This window comes from Neptuniibacter sp. PT8_73, assembly GCF_047778045.1.
Lineage (GTDB): Bacteria > Pseudomonadota > Gammaproteobacteria > Pseudomonadales > Balneatricaceae > Neptuniibacter.
Genome location: NZ_CP180545.1, coordinates 2,599,312 through 2,614,239, shown reverse-complemented (window position 1 = coordinate 2,614,239; position 14,928 = coordinate 2,599,312). Strand labels below are relative to the sequence as shown.

Sequence of the window (14,928 nt, the reverse complement as noted above, 5' to 3'; positions counted from 1 at the left end):
CTGGATATGACTTCTCCACTGATAGAACAGTTGATTGTTGAAAGGGGCTATCCGCTCCTTAATGAAGAGAGCTTTGATAGTTTCATTAAAGATCAAAAATACTCAGTTTTGTTCTGTACAGAGCAGGCTAATCGTTTTCCAGAAAGTAATGATGTTGCAGTGATTCTTCCTGAGTTGGTAAAGCGTTTTCCTGAGCTGACGCCTGCGATTGTAGCACCTGAGTATGAAAAGAAGGTTCAAGGGCGATACAACTTTACCGTTTGGCCCTCGTTAGTGTTTTTAAAAGAGGGGCGTTATTTAGGAACCATCAGCAAGGTTCAAGATTGGGATATCTATCTTGCCGAAATTCCAAGCATTCTTGCCTTAGAACCTCGTCGTGATCCAGGTATTGGCATACCTGTGGTGGTTAACCCTGTTCAATCTGCTTGTAGTCAGTAAAAGGTGAGTAATATGGAAAACAATGGTATCCCTCTAGTTAATGTTCCAATGGGGCCGGGTAGCCAAGAAGAAGGTGATATGGTTTTAGACTATATGAAGATGCCTTCGGAAATGGATAGCTATGATATTCCAATCTTGCCGGAACCTGAACAGGCCTCTGAGTGCCCTCAAGCGCTGGCTGTATTAGAGCAGTTACAACATCACCTTAAAACCTATCGCATTGGTGATGAACCACCTGTTATGTTGCTATCAGCAATGCCAGAGTCTGATTTGGATTTGATTAACCAGATCTTGGGCGAAGGTGAAGTCAGTTTGACTCTATCGGGTGAGACAGAGATTAAAGCGCAAGAAACGGTCTTAGCGGGTGTATGGCGCTTAAGAGAATTTGATGCAAACGGCGATGTTATTCGTGAATCGATCGAAGTTGCGGATGTGCCAAGTGTCAGTCGTGAGCAAGCTTTTCAATCATGTCAGCCTTTGAATACCGAACAGTTGCAGATTCCAGAAGGTGTATTGAATGCTCCGTCTGTACTGATTGAGATCGGTGAAGCTTCAACGGTTTACAGTACGCAAACTGAAAAGCCTGAAGCGCCACATGTGATTAATCTATCGCTTCTGCCATTCTCACCGCAGGATCACAGCTATCTGGACCAAGTTGTAGGACAGGGCCCAGTGACAATTTTATCGCGTGGTTATGGTAACTGCCGAATCACATCAACCTGTGTTGATGGCTTATGGCGAGTTCAGTATTTCAATAGTACCGATCAACTGATTCTAGATACCCTAGAAATCACCGATATTCCTCTAGTTGCTTGTGCAGCTCCAGAAGACCTAAGTGACTCGTATGAGCGCTTGATTGAGATCCGTGAGGTTCTGGTATGACAAGCTATCAAGGATTCGAAGGCAGTTACTTAGGAGATAGTGACCGTATAGCTGATGATGCGCGCCTAGAGTGCAAAATTTGTTGGCATGTATATGACCCTGCCGCAGGGGATGATGTTTGGCAGATCGCAGCTGGCACGCCTTTTAGTCAGCTTCCGGACCATTGGCGCTGCCCTGAATGCGATGGTGAAAAAGATCAGTTTATGGTCGTGGAAGGTTAGTGTGGACCTCTTGCAACAGCTAAAAGCGAGTTATCAAGAGGTGGCTCTCTCTATGGCTGAGTTGGAGTTTTATAACCCTGCTTTGCAAGTAGATGTTGTTGAAGGCTCTGTTCTTGAAGGTAGTTGTTTGGCTGTATTGATTACTCCTTGGTGTATGAACCTGATTCTGACCCCTGATGAAAAGGCAGACTATGATCGGGCTCAAGTGGGGAGCAAAAAGATTGTGTCGCTGCCTTCTGGAAGCTATGAATTTTTGTATGCTGGAAGTGAGGCATTAGGGGCGTACGGCAGTTGTTCACTGTTTTCCCCCATGCTTGAGTTTGCTGATCAAGAAGCAGCGGTTCTCACAGCGGAAGAAGTACTGAAAGCAGTATTGGATAATGAAAATTGTGGTAAGACAGATCTGCAATTAGCTAAGGAAGCGCAAAAAAGAGAACAGCAAGTGCGAGCTGAACAGGCGAGTGCTGTTAATGCTAAAACGAAAGATGGCTTAAGTCGGCGTAAATTTATGACAGCAGCCTTTTCTGATGGATCTTAGGAGACCCTATGGACGGTAGCTTTAATCTTGCAGGTAAGATCAATGTTGGGGTGGACTATTTCGATGGTTGTATCCGCAACGTAAATGTTCAGTCCTCGCGTCCTATGGAACTAACACGTTTATTAGAAGGTAAAAGCCCAAACGAAGTGGTACAGCGCGTTCCTTTGCTGTTTGGCCTCTGCAGTTGCGCTCAAACCATTGCAGCATTAACAGCGATTGAATCGGCACAAGGAAAACCGTGTGATGATAAGGCATTGCAGGCCAGAAAGCTGTTACTCCTAGCTGAAACAACTAAAGAGCTGGGGCTACGTTTAGGACGGGATTGGCTTGGAAGTGCAAAGCTATTAAATTTGCCTGAGCTGTTAAATTGGTTTGCTGATTTTCGAACGCAGCTGTCTTGGTGTTTACAGTTAAATCCTTGTAAGCCGGAAAAGCGCTTCCCGCTACCGCGTTTTATAAGTGAACTCGAAGGAATGTTAGAAAACATTACGGGGCCTAACGAACTGCAGTTTAAAGAAGCGGTATATGCGCAAAATCAGACGCATCCGATCGGAAAAGCGGTTGCAGATCTGAGTGATAGATATGATGGCATTAATCTAGGACCGGCTTGTCCAGAAATGGATCTGTCGAGTGACTATTTGGATTGGCAGCTAAACCAGAGTGGTCAAAGCTTCTGTGCCTTACCTAGAGGTGAAGGTGGTTGTTTTGAAACAAGTATCTGGACACGTAATTGTAAGCGTTCGATGATTAAAGAATCGGGTCTACTTACGATCAATCCCATTGCTCAGAGATTTTTGGCATTGTTGTTAGAGTTAAAGGCTGTGCCTCATCGACTGTTACAGGTGGATGATGAACTGTTGATTCGATCCGATAAGCCGGGTTTTGCGTGGGTTGAGGCGGCAAGAGGTGTTTTGATCCATCGGGTTACAATGAGCAGTCACAATGGTGATGAGCGGATGGATCAGTATCGTATTATTGCGCCGACAGAGTGGAATTTTCATCCACAAGGAACATTGGTCAGTATGCTTGAAGGGGTCAGGGTCCCCGAAGATAAAGCAGCGGATCTGGTGGGTAAACTAATATTATCCGTAGATCCTTGTGTCGCTTATGAAGTTGAGGTCAATTAATCGTGCATGAGATGTCGATTGCAGAAGGCATTGTGCAAGTGCTGGAAGATCAAGCCAAAGAACAACAGTATGATCGAGTTAAAACTGTTTGGCTGGAGCTTGGCCCATTATCAATGATAGAAACAGAAGCGTTAACGTTTTGCTTTGAAGCGGTAACGCGCAGCACCCTAGCTGAGGGAGCTGAACTAAAAATAATAAATATACCTGGTGAGGCATTCTGTATGCAGTGCTTGAAAAACGTTCCAATTAGCCAACGCTACGATAGTTGTCCTGAGTGCGGCAGTTATCAACTTCAAGTCGTCCAGGGAGACGAGATGCGAATTAAAGAGTTGGAGGTGGAATAATGTGTACTGTTTGCGGTTGCGGTGAAGGTAATTTGAAGATCGATGGTCAGCATGCTCATACCCATGACCATTCTCTTGAAGGGGATAGTCATCACCACCATCATTCTCATAGTGAGCATACCCATCATCAGGGTCATGACGAAAATGTGATAGAGAAGCAAGGCGAAGATCTGCATTTTGGCAAAGGCCCAGCTCATGCTCATGTGGCGGGAATGAGTCAAAGTCGTATGGTACAGATTGAACAGGATATTTTAGGAAAGAATGACCGCTATGCGCAGATCAATCGTGCGCGTTTTGAAGCACAAAGCCTGTTTGTTCTCAACCTAGTCTCTAGTCCGGGTTCGGGTAAAACAACGCTACTGACAGAAACTATTAATCGCTTAAAAGAATCGCGCAAAGTCGCGGTGATTGAAGGTGATCAGCAAACAGCCAATGATGCTGATCGTATTCGAGAAACCGGAGTGCCTGCAGTACAGGTTAATACGGGTAAGGGCTGTCACTTAGATGCACACATGGTGGGTCATGCTTTAGATAATTTGGATGATCTGCAAGGTGGTTTCCTATTTATTGAGAATGTCGGCAACCTTGTTTGTCCAGCTGCTTTCGATCTTGGTGAAGCGCATAAAATTGCTATTTTGTCTGTAACCGAGGGTGAAGATAAACCGCTCAAGTATCCAGATATGTTCCATGCTGCAGATATTATGATTCTAAATAAGACGGATCTGCTGCCGCATTTAGATTTTGATGTGGATAAATGTATTGAATTTGCTCGCCAAGTAAATCCAGACATTAAGGTATTGAAACTATCCGCTAAATCCGGTGAAGGAATGAAGGAGTGGCAGGAATGGTTAGAGCAAAATCGAAAAGGGATGATTCAAACACGGATTGATCAGTTGAAGTCTGAAATCCAGCAGTTTGAGGCCCTTCTCTAATGCCTACTCGAAAACGACCTTTAGTACTTTGTGTAGACGATGAGGTGCGTTCTTTAGAAACGCTAGAGCGTACCTTAGATGAAGAGTTTGATGTGCTAACGGCGACAGATGCAGATCAGGCGCTTCACTTGCTAGAGCAGCATACATTCCATGCCATTCTCTGTGACCAGCGTATGCCGGGCAAGACCGGAGTAGAGTTCTTAACTGAAGTGCGTGAACGTTGGCCACAAACAGCACGGCTTATCTTATCGGGTTACACCGATTCTGAAGATATTATTAAAGGCTTAAACGAAGCCGGGATCTTACAGTACATCACTAAGCCTTGGCATCCCGATAATCTTCTGTTGATTCTGCGTGGTGCATGTCGTCTGTATGAACTGCAAAATGAGAATGAGCTGTTGGCGATGGAGATGCGCCATACCGCTTCTCAGGCAGAGCAAAACGTCAAAGAGAAAAAACAGCACCTACAACAGGCCTATCAATTAGATGAGATCCGTAGACATGCTACGAGCCCTCTCAATGATCTATGTGAACAAGCTGCGAAAATTGCCCCTTATGATGTGTCGGTTTTAGTGACTGGGCCTTCCGGTGCTGGTAAAGAACTGTTCGCTAGAGCGCTTCACTACAATAGCTTACGTGCAGAAAACCCCTTTGTAGTTGAAAACTGCGGTGCTATGCCGGATGAATTGCTAGCTTCAGAATTATTTGGGCATAAGAAAGGTTCGTTTACAGGTGCAATTACAGATCATGTCGGTCTGTTTGAGCGCGCAGATGGTGGCACGATTTTTCTAGATGAAATTGGCGAAATAAGTCCAGCTTTCCAAGTGAAGTTACTACGTGTTTTGCAAGAACGTGAAGTGCGTCGCTTAGGTGAACACCAGCGTAGAAAAGTTAATGTCCGCGTGGTGGCTTCTACCAACCGAGATCTAGAAGAGGAGGTCAGGGCTGGTCGATTCCGTCAGGACCTATACTTCCGATTGGCGGAAGTTACCCTTGAACTGCCAGCATTAGAACGTCGTGCTATGGATATCCCCGTATTAGCTGAAGACTTCTTGGCTAAATCGGTTCAGGAGTTTGATAAACCGGCAAAAGGTTTTACCGATGAAGCTTTAGATTGCATGCGCCGTTATTGCTGGCCGGGTAACGTTAGGGAGCTTCAGAACGAGATCCGACGCATGTTGGTGTTAGCGGAAGATGAGTGGTTATCAGCGGATCTGTTGAGCCCTCGTGTGCTACGCGCAGCTCCGGTTGAAGAGACTGCCGAGACAGAAGTACTGGCTTGCTTGGATGGCACATTAAAAGAGCGTATTGAAACCTTGGAAAAGCGTATTTTAAGGGAAACACTTATTCGTCATCGTTGGAATAAAAGCCAGGCATCTCGCGAGCTTGGGTTATCAAGAGTTGGACTTCGTTCCAAGCTGGAACGATATGGTCTGAATAAAGATTTCCATTAAAAGATCAGAGCATGAGTATGGCAGTTTCAGCGTTGCAGATAGAAGTTCGAGGTCAAGTACAGGGGGTTGGTTTCCGTCCTTTTGTGTATAACCTTGCGCAACGCTTTGAGGTGATCGGATCTGTAGCGAATGGTCCAAAAGGGGTGACGATCTTTGCTCAAGCCGACAAACCTCAACTTGATCAGTTTATTGCTCAGCTGACGTCTGAACAACCTTCGATGTCAGAGATAGAGTCTCTAGATGTTAGCTCTATTGCAGTAGAACCAGGTCTGACCCAGTTTAAAATCATTCAGAGTGAGCAGGGAGAACTCGATCTTTCTGTTACACCGGACGCTGCGGTATGTCAGGACTGTTTAAGTGAGCTGTTCGATCCAAACAATCGCCGCTATCTATACCCGTTTATTAATTGTACTCACTGCGGCCCCCGTTACAGTCTAATCACGGCTTTGCCTTACGATCGCCCCAATACCACTATGGCGAAATTCCGGCTGTGTCATCGTTGTGATTCGGAATATACCGATCCTGTGGATCGACGATTCCATGCCCAGCCTACTGCATGCGGTGAATGTGGACCGCAACTCAGTTTTTATGCCGAAGATGGGCAGCAATTGCAGTGTAATGATCCTGTTGAGCAAACGATTGAATTGATCCTACAAGGCAAAGTAGTTGCGATAAAAGGTGTGGGAGGTTTCCATCTAGCTTGCGATGCTCGAAACCCACAAGCAATTAGACGGTTACGAGAGCGCAAACATCGCGATGAAAAGCCTTTAGCGGTCATGGCGGCTAATCCTGAATCCTTGCAGCCCTATGTTGAGCTAACGGATCAACGGGTACAAAGACTCAAAGCGATGGATGCTCCTGTTTGTCTCGTACCAAAGCGCGAAAAGCCCGCTTTGGATTCTAAAGAGCCATTACCTGAAGAGTTAGCACCTGATCAAGCGTGGCTAGGTGTGATGCTACCTCATTCGCCTCTACATTATTTGCTGTTTCACAAAGACGCAGGCAGTCCAGAAGGAATTCAGTGGCTAGAGGAAAAACAGGATCTACTCCTAGTGATGACCAGTGCAAACCGCAGTGGTAATCCTCAAGTAATCGACAACGCAGAAGTGCTAACTCAACTGCAGGGGATAGCTGATGGCTACCTGATGCATGATCGTGATATTCACACCCGTTGCGATGATTCTGTAGTGTCGATGATTGCTGAACAAGGTGGTGAGCTGGTCAGACGTGGTCGTGGATTATCGCCGCAATATATTAAGTTACCTTTTGAAACAGACGCACAATTGCCCTCTGTATTGGCGGTTGGAGCATACTTTAAAAATACGGTCTGCTTAACCAAAGGTAATCGAGTATATGTATCGCAGTATATAGGTGATCTTGATAACCCTGAGTGTTGCCGCCAGCTCAATCATACCGTCGAACAACTCAGCGCTATGTTGGACATCAAACCTGATCTTGTGGTTGCCGACCTACATTCTGAGTTTTACAGCACAGGATTTGCACAACGGTTTAGCCAGGCAAATAAGATCCCTATGTTGCAGGTTCAGCATCATCATGCCCATATTGCTGCAGTGATGGCAGAGTGTGGTGTTCAAGAGCCTGTGCTTGGCCTAGCCCTAGATGGCTTGGGTCTGGGTGATGATGGCACGCTTTGGGGTGGCGAACTGTTCAAGGTTCATCAGGGCGATTATCAACGTCTATCCAATTTAAGCCCAATTCCTTTACCCGGAGGCGACAGTGCTGCAAAAGAGCCATGGCGGGTAGCTTCAGGTGTATTGTTTCAGTTAGATAGAGCTGAGCAGATTGAAACCCGTTTTGGTGATCAGAAAGCAGCTCCTATGATCAGCCAGTTGTTACAGAAAAATATCAATACACTGATGACGAGTAGTGCTGGGCGGGTATTTGATGCGGTGGCTGCTTTACTCGGATTGAAAGAAAAGAACGTCTACGAGGCGCAAGCGGCCATGGCGCTTGAATCAGCAGCTTATCGGTACCTTAAATCACACCCATGGCCGAACGAAGCCTTACTGATTGAAACGAAACAGTCTCCTTTAAACTTAGAGCCATTATTTGCCCGTTTACTTGATTGTGAGGATCAAGGGTATGGCGCAGCTTTGTTTCATCAACAGCTAATCACAGCGCTATCGCGTTGGGTGGCTGATAGCGCAGTAATAGAAGGGATCAATAAAGTGGTATTAGCGGGAGGCTGTTTTTTAAATCAGCTTCTGCTTGAAGGGATTAAAGAGCAGTTAGAGGGGCAAGACTTACAAGTCGTTACGGCACGAAAACTACCATGTAATGACGGTTCTATATCGCTAGGACAAGCGCAGATCGCGTTAGTAAGAGCTAACTTGACTCGTCAAAACAAGAATAAGAACGACAATGACAAGAACAAGAACAAGAACAATGAGAGAGAGTCGCTATGTGTTTAGCCATCCCTGTTCGTATTGAAGAGATTATTGATACCGAGTCTGCGATTGCAGATATAGGTGGGGTGAGAAAAGAGATCAATATAGCGCTGATTGCCGACCTGAATGTAGGGGACTACGTCATTATGCACGTAGGCTATGCTTTGAATAAGATTGATCCAGAGGAAGCTGCTCGAACCTTAGCGTTGTTTGCAGAGTTAGATGAACTTGAACAACAACAAGCGATAGAGGCATCACAATGAAGTATGTTGATGAATATCGCGATGGCGCACTAGCTCAAGGGATTGCAGCCAAGATTAGTAAAGAGGTCGATCCTGATCGGGATTATCACTTTATGGAGTTTTGTGGTGGACATACCCATGCAATCTTCCGCTATGGGATTCCTGATCTGCTACCTAGCAATGTGAAAATGATCCACGGCCCAGGTTGCCCTGTGTGCGTATTGCCGATTAATCGTTTGGATTCAGCTATCGAATTGGCGGTTACTCATAAAGTTATTCTCTGTTCTTACGGCGATATGTTGCGTGTGCCGGGTTCGCGTAAACGTAGCTTGCTAAAAGCTAAAGCGGAGGGGGCGGATGTACGGATGGTGTATTCCTGCATGGATGCTCTGCGCATTGCGCAAGATAACCCAGACCGAGAGGTCGTGTTTTTTGCCATAGGTTTTGAAACTACAACACCGCCTACAGCTTTGGTGATTCGACAGGCACAAAAGTTAGGTTTGAAGAACTTTACCGTCTTTTGTAATCACGTTCTGACGCCCTCCGCGATCAGTAATATTTTGGAATCCCCAGAGGTGAGGGAACTGGGGGTTCTGCGCTTAGATGGTTTTGTAGGGCCAGCTCATGTTAGCACTGTGATTGGTTCCCAACCCTATTACTATTTCGCCGAAGAGTATCAAAAGCCTGTAGTCATCGCGGGGTTTGAGCCGCTGGATGTGTTGCAGGCGATCTTAATGTTAGTGCGGCAGGTTAACGATGGTCGTGCGGAGATTGAGAATGAGTTTTCGCGTGCAGTGACTTATGAGGGCAATGTCCAAGCGAAATCCATCGTGGCAGATACCTTTGAGCTACGCCGCTCATTTGAATGGCGAGGCTTGGGTGTTGTGCCTTATAGCGCTTTGCGTATTAAAGATGCCTTTGCCGAATTTGATGCCGAAAAGCGTTTTACGGTTGAGTATCGCAGCACACGAGAAAACAAAGCTTGTGAGTGCGGCGCGATCTTACGCGGCGTGAAATCTCCACGGGATTGCACTTTGTTTGGCGATCCTTGCACACCTGAGAACCCTTTAGGGTCTTGTATGGTATCCAGTGAAGGTGCTTGTGCGGCTTACTACAGCTACGGTCGCTACCAAGACAATACCTTCGCATCTGATAAAACCCACCCCGCAGCCTGATTTAGAGAGCTTTTTCATGAGTACACAAACGATTTATACATCAGAGCTCGATCTGGTTAAGGGCAAAGTAGAAATGGCCCATGGTAGTGGTGGCAAGGCGATGGCCCAGTTGATCGATCAGCTGTTCCTACAAGCGTTTTCAAACCCTTGGCTAGAGCAGATGAATGATCAGGCAAGTTTTAGTTTGCCTGCCGGTAAAGTAGTGATGGCGACGGATAGTCATGTGATCTCACCGCTATTCTTCCCCGGTGGCGATATAGGCTCATTATCTGTTCATGGCACGGTTAACGATGTCGCTATGTCCGGCGCAACGCCTAAATATCTTTCAGCAGGTTTTATCTTGGAAGAGGGCTTCCCATTGGCGGATCTGAAGACCATCGTAGATTCTATGGCTAAGGCTGCTGAAGAGGTCGGGGTTGCTATAGTGACCGGTGATACCAAGGTAGTTGAGCGGGGTAAAGGAGATGGTTGTTTTATCAATACAACCGGTGTTGGCGTAATAGAAGGCGGATTGGATTTTGGCGCGAATCAAGTGAAACCGGGAGATAAAATATTAGTGTCCGGTACCTTGGGAGATCATGGCGTTGCCATTATGTCTTTGCGTGAAAACCTAACGTTTGAGACGACGATTGAATCGGATTCCCAAGCGCTGCATGACCTTGTTGCAGATATGGTTGAAGCTGTGCCAGAAATCCACTGCCTTCGAGATCCTACGCGTGGAGGTTTGTCTGCCACGCTGAACGAGATCGCTCAGCAGGCCCGAGTGGGTATGCAGATCTACGAAGCGCAACTGCCGGTAAAAGCACAAGTTCAAGCAGCCTGTGAATTCCTAGGGCTAGATCCGTTGTTTGTTGCGAATGAGGGGAAGCTGGTGGCTTTCTGCCCTGCAGATAAGGCGGAGCAGCTATTAGAGGTTATGAAGGCGAACCCTAAAGGGCAAGAGGCCGCGATTGTTGGTGAAGTGACCGATGATCCTCTGAACTTTGTGCAGATGCAGACAGCCTTTGGTGGTAACCGTATGGTTGATTGGATCAACGGTGAACAGCTACCGAGGATCTGTTAATGCGTATCTTATTTTTAACCCACAGCTTTAATAGCCTGACTCAACGTTTGTTTGTTGAGTTACGCAGAGACGGCCATGACGTCTCTATTGAATTTGATATCAACGATGCAATAGCAGAACAGGCGGTGGAGTTGTTTAAGCCTGAACTTATTATTGCACCGTTTTTGAAACGAGCGATTCCCGAATCTATCTGGTCTCAACATCGCTGTATTATCGTTCATCCGGGTATCAAAGGTGATCGAGGTCCGTCGTCTGTTGATTGGGCCATATTAAATCAAGAGGTCTCTTGGGGCGTGACGTGCCTAGAAGCTAATGCCGAGATGGATGCAGGCGATATCTGGGCGTCAGTCGAGTTTCCAATGCGAGAGGCGAGCAAAAGCAGCCTTTATCGTAATGAGATCAGTGATGCTGCAGTGACTGCAGTAAAGCAAACGCTAGAACGTCTTCTATCGGGTGAATTTAAGCCGCAAAAACTGGATTACGATCAGTCTGATATCTTGGGACAGTGGAACTGTTTGATGGCGCAAAGTGATCGTAAGATCGACTGGCAAAACGATACCACTCAAGAGATTTTAACAAAGATCAGAGCAGCGGATTCAGCGCCGGGTGTGCAGGATCGAATCGGTGGGCAGGATTACTATCTATATAACGCTTTTCCTGAACATGGCTTAGGGCAAGAGCAGGCCGATGCAGGGTCTATCCTCGCTACTCGAGACGGTGCGATCTGTCTTAAAACCCGCGATGCTGCAGTGTGGGTGACCCATCTAAAACGCGTTAACCCAGAAGAAAGTGAATTTAACTTTAAACTGCCAGCTGCTCACTTTTTAGCTAAGCAGCTTGCTTCAGCACCTCATGAACAACGCGTGCCAGAATTGGCTTTAGCACCTGAAATTCAGCCGGGTACGGTTACTTGGCAGGAGATTCGTTACCGCCAAGAAGGTGAAGTGGGCTATCTCTATTTTGATTTTTACAATGGCGCCATGGATAGCGATCAATGTCAGCGTTTACAACAAGCGGTGGCCTACGCAAAAGCCCAGCCAATCAGAGTGTTAGTGCTCATGGGAGGAGAGGAATTTTGGTCGAACGGTATTCACCTAAACCAGATCGAAGCAGCTGAGAGTCCTGCAGAAGAGTCGTGGCGCAATATCAATGCGATGAACGATCTATGTTTAGAGATCATTAATTCTCCTAATCAACTAACCATGGTGGCTATGCAAGGCAATGCAGGTGCAGGAGGTTTCTTCCTAGCTTTAGCTGCTGATCAAGTGCTGGCTCGTAGCAATATTGTGCTCAACCCCCATTACAAATCCATGGGTAATTTGTATGGCTCTGAGTATTGGACCTATCTCTTACCTAAACGAGTTGGCGATGAACAAGCGCAGCAATTGATGCAAAATCGCTTACCAGTGTCGGCTACAGAAGCTGAACAGAGTGGGTTAATCGATGCTTGTATCAATGAGAGTCGGGAAGGTTTTGTAGACCGCATTAAGGCTGATGCTAAATACTTAGCTTCTTCTGTTGAGTATGCGCAGCGTTTGGCGCTCAAGAACTTACAACGTCAGCAAGATGAGCTGCAAAAGCCATTACAGCAATATCGTGACGAAGAGCTGAATCAAATGAAGCTTAACTTCTTCGGTTTTGATCCGAGTTACCATGTCGCTCGTTACCACTTTGTTGAAAAGCTACCCAAGGCTCGCACGCCAGCTTATCTTGCGAGCCACAGGGTGGTTAGTGGTTAAAAGCCAGTTTATTTGGATTAGGGCCGCGATTAGTCACAACGCAATCTGAACAATGGCAGTTTTTTGTACAGAGTGAAGCTAATTCTTCGAGTTCATTAAGGAGGTTCTCAACTTGAGTTTGAACCTGCAAAGGCACACGATGTTTAACGCGGTATTGGTGTGTAAAATCATGGACCTCGTCAAACCGAAATGTTATTGGCTGTGTTTTAAGTTTACAGGTACGCAGAGCAAAGCTAACTTTGTTATCGCTGATTAAAACCTTAGCTTCAACTGCTGGAAGACCGCAAAAACTGAAGCCCTTTCGGTTGAGGGTATTAAGAACCGCTTGAGTGATAGGGGCGCAGATTTCATTATCTGTCGCGCCTAAACTGGTAACGAAAATACTCATAATAGACATCCTGTCTTAAGAGGAAGGAGTCGCTAACATAGTAATTAAAGCGCTTTGCACCAAGCGCTTCACTCACTGTATATATTTTAGTCCAGTATTAGAGGGCTCTAAACTACGATATTTATTAGTTTAGGTATTCTTTGATCTGGGTACTTAAGATGTTGCCACTTTTTGGCTTTCAATAGCCCAAGTGATCGCTTCTGATTGAGCTTGCAGCAACATGTGTTCATCTACATGCCCTGAAAGGTTGCTCCACTCATAACGGGTAAAGTTGATCACATCATTAAGCATTAAACCTAAATTACCTTTCCTATCTACCAAAGCCATTTTGGCTTCCTCAGTTAATGGAATATGCTCAGGCAATGTTTCCATTGGAATAGAGAAAAGGGCATCTGCACCGGAAAGAATGCCAATCAAGAAGGCTAGGCCGGGTTCAGCATTGTATTGAGGTGCAATGTGTTCGCACATCTTAGAGCGTATTAGCAATTCTCTACAGAGCTCATCTGGGACATCTAAGGTGCCTGAAAGTGAAACAATAATAGCCCAGCGCTTTAGTTCATTTAGGCCGAGCATTACAACGGCTTCACTGATAGTGGAGATGGAGCGTTGTAGTGAGAAGGTAGCGGAATTAACAATCTTCAGAAGTTTGACAGCAAGACGTGGGTCTTTCGCAATTATTGCTTCTAGATCTTCAGGTGTGGCATCGCTATCGTTGAGCTTAGCTAACAACTCTACCATGGTGAGTTCGTTGCCGCTGATGCGTTTCCCTTCTATATGTTCAGGAAAGGCAAAGAAGTAGCCCTGAAAAAGTTGGAAACCTAATTTCTTAAAACGATGGAATTCATTGAGTGATTCCACTTTCTCTGCAAGCAGGGTCAGATTGTAGGGCTCTAAATGTTCCATTGTGCGGAAAAGGTCCTTACCTTTTGTTTCCAGCACGTCAATCTTGACGATGTCCACTATATCCATCAGCGGTTTAAAGTCGTCATTCCAAGTAAAATCATCTAGCGCAATTTTGAAGCCTTTTTCGGATAAGCCTCGAATTTGTTCAATGGTTTTAGCATTGATCGGAACGTCTTCGATTATTTCTAAAACAACATTATCTGCTGCGAAACTTGGTAACTCCTGATAAAGAAGCTCCTCATTCATATTCATAAAAGCAGGGAGGATACGTTGAGCCCCTCGCTGAATAATTCCGGTATAAGCGTTGAGAAGGACTTCACAGGTAGCGGCGGTGCCATCAAACAGTTCGCCAGGAGGGCAACCATTTGGATCTCTATAGAGAAGTTCATAGCCAACCGTCTCACAGTTGGCATTGAGGATTGGTTGTCTTGCTAACAGAGTTTGCTCTAACACCTAGGCACCTCATACAACAATCATTTAGATAGTAGTTTCAATCTAACTAACTGACATAGTAGCGGAATTACAAAGTATAACTAGTGGTTTTGAGTCTGATAGGCAAAAAAAAACCGGGCATAAGCCCGGTTTTTTTAGAAGGTTATCACTTACTTAGTGATCGCCTGAAGTTCAGCCAATGCAGCTTCGCGAGTTTCGTTTGCAATTGCAGTGAAAGCTTCGCCTTGACCTTTTAAAAGTTCGAATAGAGCTTTGTTAGCTTCCATGTTGAACTTGATTAGTTCTTCAGGAGTTTTAAGATCTTTCGCTTTTTCAGCTTCGCCCTGGAAGAAAGAAGTTAGTTCTTCACCAGATTTTTTCTGCTGTTCGATAGATTTAGTGATCGCAGCAGCCTGAAGGTTCATCAGAGACTGAACGGCATCGAAAGATTTCTGGAAATCAACAGTATTAGTCATGATAGTTCTCTCTAAAAAATTAATTTGTTGCACTGCACAATATGAAGGTCATTTTAGCTTGATTTTTGACCAAGTCAATAGTTTTTTTGTGCGGTGCACAAAAAGGTTTATGAAGCTCACATTTAACAAACATAGAGGGCCGTTATGACAGAATGATGTCTGGACG

Annotated in this window: 16 protein-coding genes; 13 read left to right on the top strand and 3 right to left on the bottom strand. The window is 45.6% G+C overall.

What is annotated here, in order from left to right; translation table 11 throughout:
• The first annotated feature begins 6 nt into the window (after nt 1–6).
• Genes ACMXYN_RS11795 through ACMXYN_RS11735 form a run of 13 tightly spaced genes read left to right on the top strand, consistent with a single transcriptional unit; the run spans nt 7 to nt 12,563 of the window.
• Complete coding sequence (locus ACMXYN_RS11795) at nt 7–438, top strand: hypothetical protein (RefSeq protein WP_415891996.1); 432 nt, start codon at nt 7–9, stop codon at nt 436–438.
• 12 nt (nt 439–450) lie between these two features.
• Nucleotides 451–1,320 carry a hydrogenase expression/formation C-terminal domain-containing protein gene (locus ACMXYN_RS11790; protein ID WP_415891995.1) on the top strand — a complete coding sequence of 290 codons (870 nt, stop codon included), beginning with the start codon at nt 451–453 and terminating at the stop codon, nt 1,318–1,320.
• On the top strand, nt 1,317–1,541 hold the full coding sequence (locus tag ACMXYN_RS11785) for a rubredoxin (RefSeq protein WP_415891994.1): 225 nt from the start codon (nt 1,317–1,319) through the stop codon (nt 1,539–1,541). The genes ACMXYN_RS11790 and ACMXYN_RS11785 overlap by 4 nt, the downstream gene beginning before the upstream one ends.
• Before the next feature lies 1 nt (nt 1,542).
• A complete protein-coding gene (hybE, locus tag ACMXYN_RS11780; RefSeq protein ID WP_415891993.1) occupies nt 1,543–2,079 on the top strand; it encodes a [NiFe]-hydrogenase assembly chaperone HybE in 537 nt (178 codons plus the stop codon).
• Between the two features lie 8 nt (nt 2,080–2,087).
• Nucleotides 2,088–3,206: a nickel-dependent hydrogenase large subunit gene (locus ACMXYN_RS11775; RefSeq protein ID WP_415891992.1), complete on the top strand. Its 1,119-nt coding sequence runs from the start codon at nt 2,088–2,090 to the stop codon at nt 3,204–3,206.
• Nucleotides 3,207–3,217: 11 nt separating this feature from the next.
• Nucleotides 3,218–3,550, top strand: a complete 333-nt coding sequence (gene hypA, locus ACMXYN_RS11770; protein ID WP_415888098.1) for a hydrogenase maturation nickel metallochaperone HypA — start codon at nt 3,218–3,220, stop codon at nt 3,548–3,550.
• A complete protein-coding gene (gene hypB / locus ACMXYN_RS11765; RefSeq protein WP_415891991.1) occupies nt 3,550–4,482 on the top strand; it encodes a hydrogenase nickel incorporation protein HypB in 933 nt (310 codons plus the stop codon). The genes hypA and hypB overlap by 1 nt, the downstream gene beginning before the upstream one ends.
• Complete coding sequence (locus ACMXYN_RS11760) at nt 4,482–5,936, top strand: sigma-54-dependent transcriptional regulator (RefSeq protein WP_415891990.1); 1,455 nt, start codon at nt 4,482–4,484, stop codon at nt 5,934–5,936. The genes hypB and ACMXYN_RS11760 overlap by 1 nt, the downstream gene beginning before the upstream one ends.
• Nucleotides 5,937–5,947: 11 nt before the next feature.
• Nucleotides 5,948–8,368: a carbamoyltransferase HypF gene (gene hypF, locus ACMXYN_RS11755; protein ID WP_415891989.1), complete on the top strand. Its 2,421-nt coding sequence runs from the start codon at nt 5,948–5,950 to the stop codon at nt 8,366–8,368.
• Nucleotides 8,359–8,607 (top strand): HypC/HybG/HupF family hydrogenase formation chaperone, encoded by a 249-nt coding sequence (locus ACMXYN_RS11750; RefSeq protein ID WP_415890738.1) that lies wholly within the window; start codon nt 8,359–8,361, stop codon nt 8,605–8,607. The genes hypF and ACMXYN_RS11750 overlap by 10 nt, the downstream gene beginning before the upstream one ends.
• Nucleotides 8,604–9,761, top strand: coding sequence for a hydrogenase formation protein HypD (gene hypD, locus ACMXYN_RS11745; RefSeq protein ID WP_415891988.1), 1,158 nt, complete (start codon nt 8,604–8,606; stop codon nt 9,759–9,761). The genes ACMXYN_RS11750 and hypD overlap by 4 nt, the downstream gene beginning before the upstream one ends.
• A gap of 16 nt (nt 9,762–9,777) precedes the next feature.
• Entirely contained in the window at nt 9,778–10,824 is a 1,047-nt protein-coding gene (gene hypE / locus ACMXYN_RS11740) for a hydrogenase expression/formation protein HypE (protein WP_415891987.1), read from the top strand.
• Nucleotides 10,824–12,563: a hydrogenase maturation protein gene (locus ACMXYN_RS11735; RefSeq protein ID WP_415891986.1), complete on the top strand. Its 1,740-nt coding sequence runs from the start codon at nt 10,824–10,826 to the stop codon at nt 12,561–12,563. The genes hypE and ACMXYN_RS11735 overlap by 1 nt, the downstream gene beginning before the upstream one ends.
• Here the strand turns inward: ACMXYN_RS11735 and ACMXYN_RS11730 are convergent.
• The 3 genes from ACMXYN_RS11730 to ACMXYN_RS11720 all read right to left on the bottom strand — a co-directional run bounded on the left by ACMXYN_RS11730 (nt 12,553) and on the right by ACMXYN_RS11720 (nt 14,762).
• A complete protein-coding gene (locus ACMXYN_RS11730; RefSeq protein ID WP_415891985.1) occupies nt 12,553–12,951 on the bottom strand; it encodes a hypothetical protein in 399 nt (132 codons plus the stop codon). The genes ACMXYN_RS11735 and ACMXYN_RS11730 overlap by 11 nt on opposite strands.
• 153 nt (nt 12,952–13,104) lie before the next feature.
• Nucleotides 13,105–14,307 carry an EAL and HDOD domain-containing protein gene (locus ACMXYN_RS11725; protein ID WP_415891984.1) on the bottom strand — a complete coding sequence of 401 codons (1,203 nt, stop codon included), beginning with the start codon at nt 14,305–14,307 and terminating at the stop codon, nt 13,105–13,107.
• A 149-nt stretch (nt 14,308–14,456) separates the two neighbouring features.
• Nucleotides 14,457–14,762, bottom strand: a complete 306-nt coding sequence (locus ACMXYN_RS11720) for a hypothetical protein (RefSeq protein ID WP_415891983.1) — start codon at nt 14,760–14,762, stop codon at nt 14,457–14,459.
• Between the last annotated feature and the right edge of the window lie 166 nt (nt 14,763–14,928).

Coding starts and splice junctions, on each gene's coding strand:
- hypA (WP_415888098.1), top strand. CDS start 3,218: ATGTCGATTGCAGAAGGCATTGTGCAAGTGCTGGAAGATCAAGCCAAA.
- ACMXYN_RS11730 (WP_415891985.1), bottom strand. CDS start 12,951: ATGAGTATTTTCGTTACCAGTTTAGGCGCGACAGATAATGAAATCTGC.
- ACMXYN_RS11785 (WP_415891994.1), top strand. CDS start 1,317: ATGACAAGCTATCAAGGATTCGAAGGCAGTTACTTAGGAGATAGTGAC.
- hypB (WP_415891991.1), top strand. CDS start 3,550: ATGTGTACTGTTTGCGGTTGCGGTGAAGGTAATTTGAAGATCGATGGT.
- ACMXYN_RS11720 (WP_415891983.1), bottom strand. CDS start 14,762: ATGACTAATACTGTTGATTTCCAGAAATCTTTCGATGCCGTTCAGTCT.
- hypE (WP_415891987.1), top strand. CDS start 9,778: ATGAGTACACAAACGATTTATACATCAGAGCTCGATCTGGTTAAGGGC.
- ACMXYN_RS11775 (WP_415891992.1), top strand. CDS start 2,088: ATGGACGGTAGCTTTAATCTTGCAGGTAAGATCAATGTTGGGGTGGAC.
- hypF (WP_415891989.1), top strand. CDS start 5,948: ATGAGTATGGCAGTTTCAGCGTTGCAGATAGAAGTTCGAGGTCAAGTA.
- ACMXYN_RS11795 (WP_415891996.1), top strand. CDS start 7: ATGACTTCTCCACTGATAGAACAGTTGATTGTTGAAAGGGGCTATCCG.
- ACMXYN_RS11790 (WP_415891995.1), top strand. CDS start 451: ATGGAAAACAATGGTATCCCTCTAGTTAATGTTCCAATGGGGCCGGGT.
- ACMXYN_RS11750 (WP_415890738.1), top strand. CDS start 8,359: ATGTGTTTAGCCATCCCTGTTCGTATTGAAGAGATTATTGATACCGAG.
- hypD (WP_415891988.1), top strand. CDS start 8,604: ATGAAGTATGTTGATGAATATCGCGATGGCGCACTAGCTCAAGGGATT.
- ACMXYN_RS11760 (WP_415891990.1), top strand. CDS start 4,482: ATGCCTACTCGAAAACGACCTTTAGTACTTTGTGTAGACGATGAGGTG.
- ACMXYN_RS11735 (WP_415891986.1), top strand. CDS start 10,824: ATGCGTATCTTATTTTTAACCCACAGCTTTAATAGCCTGACTCAACGT.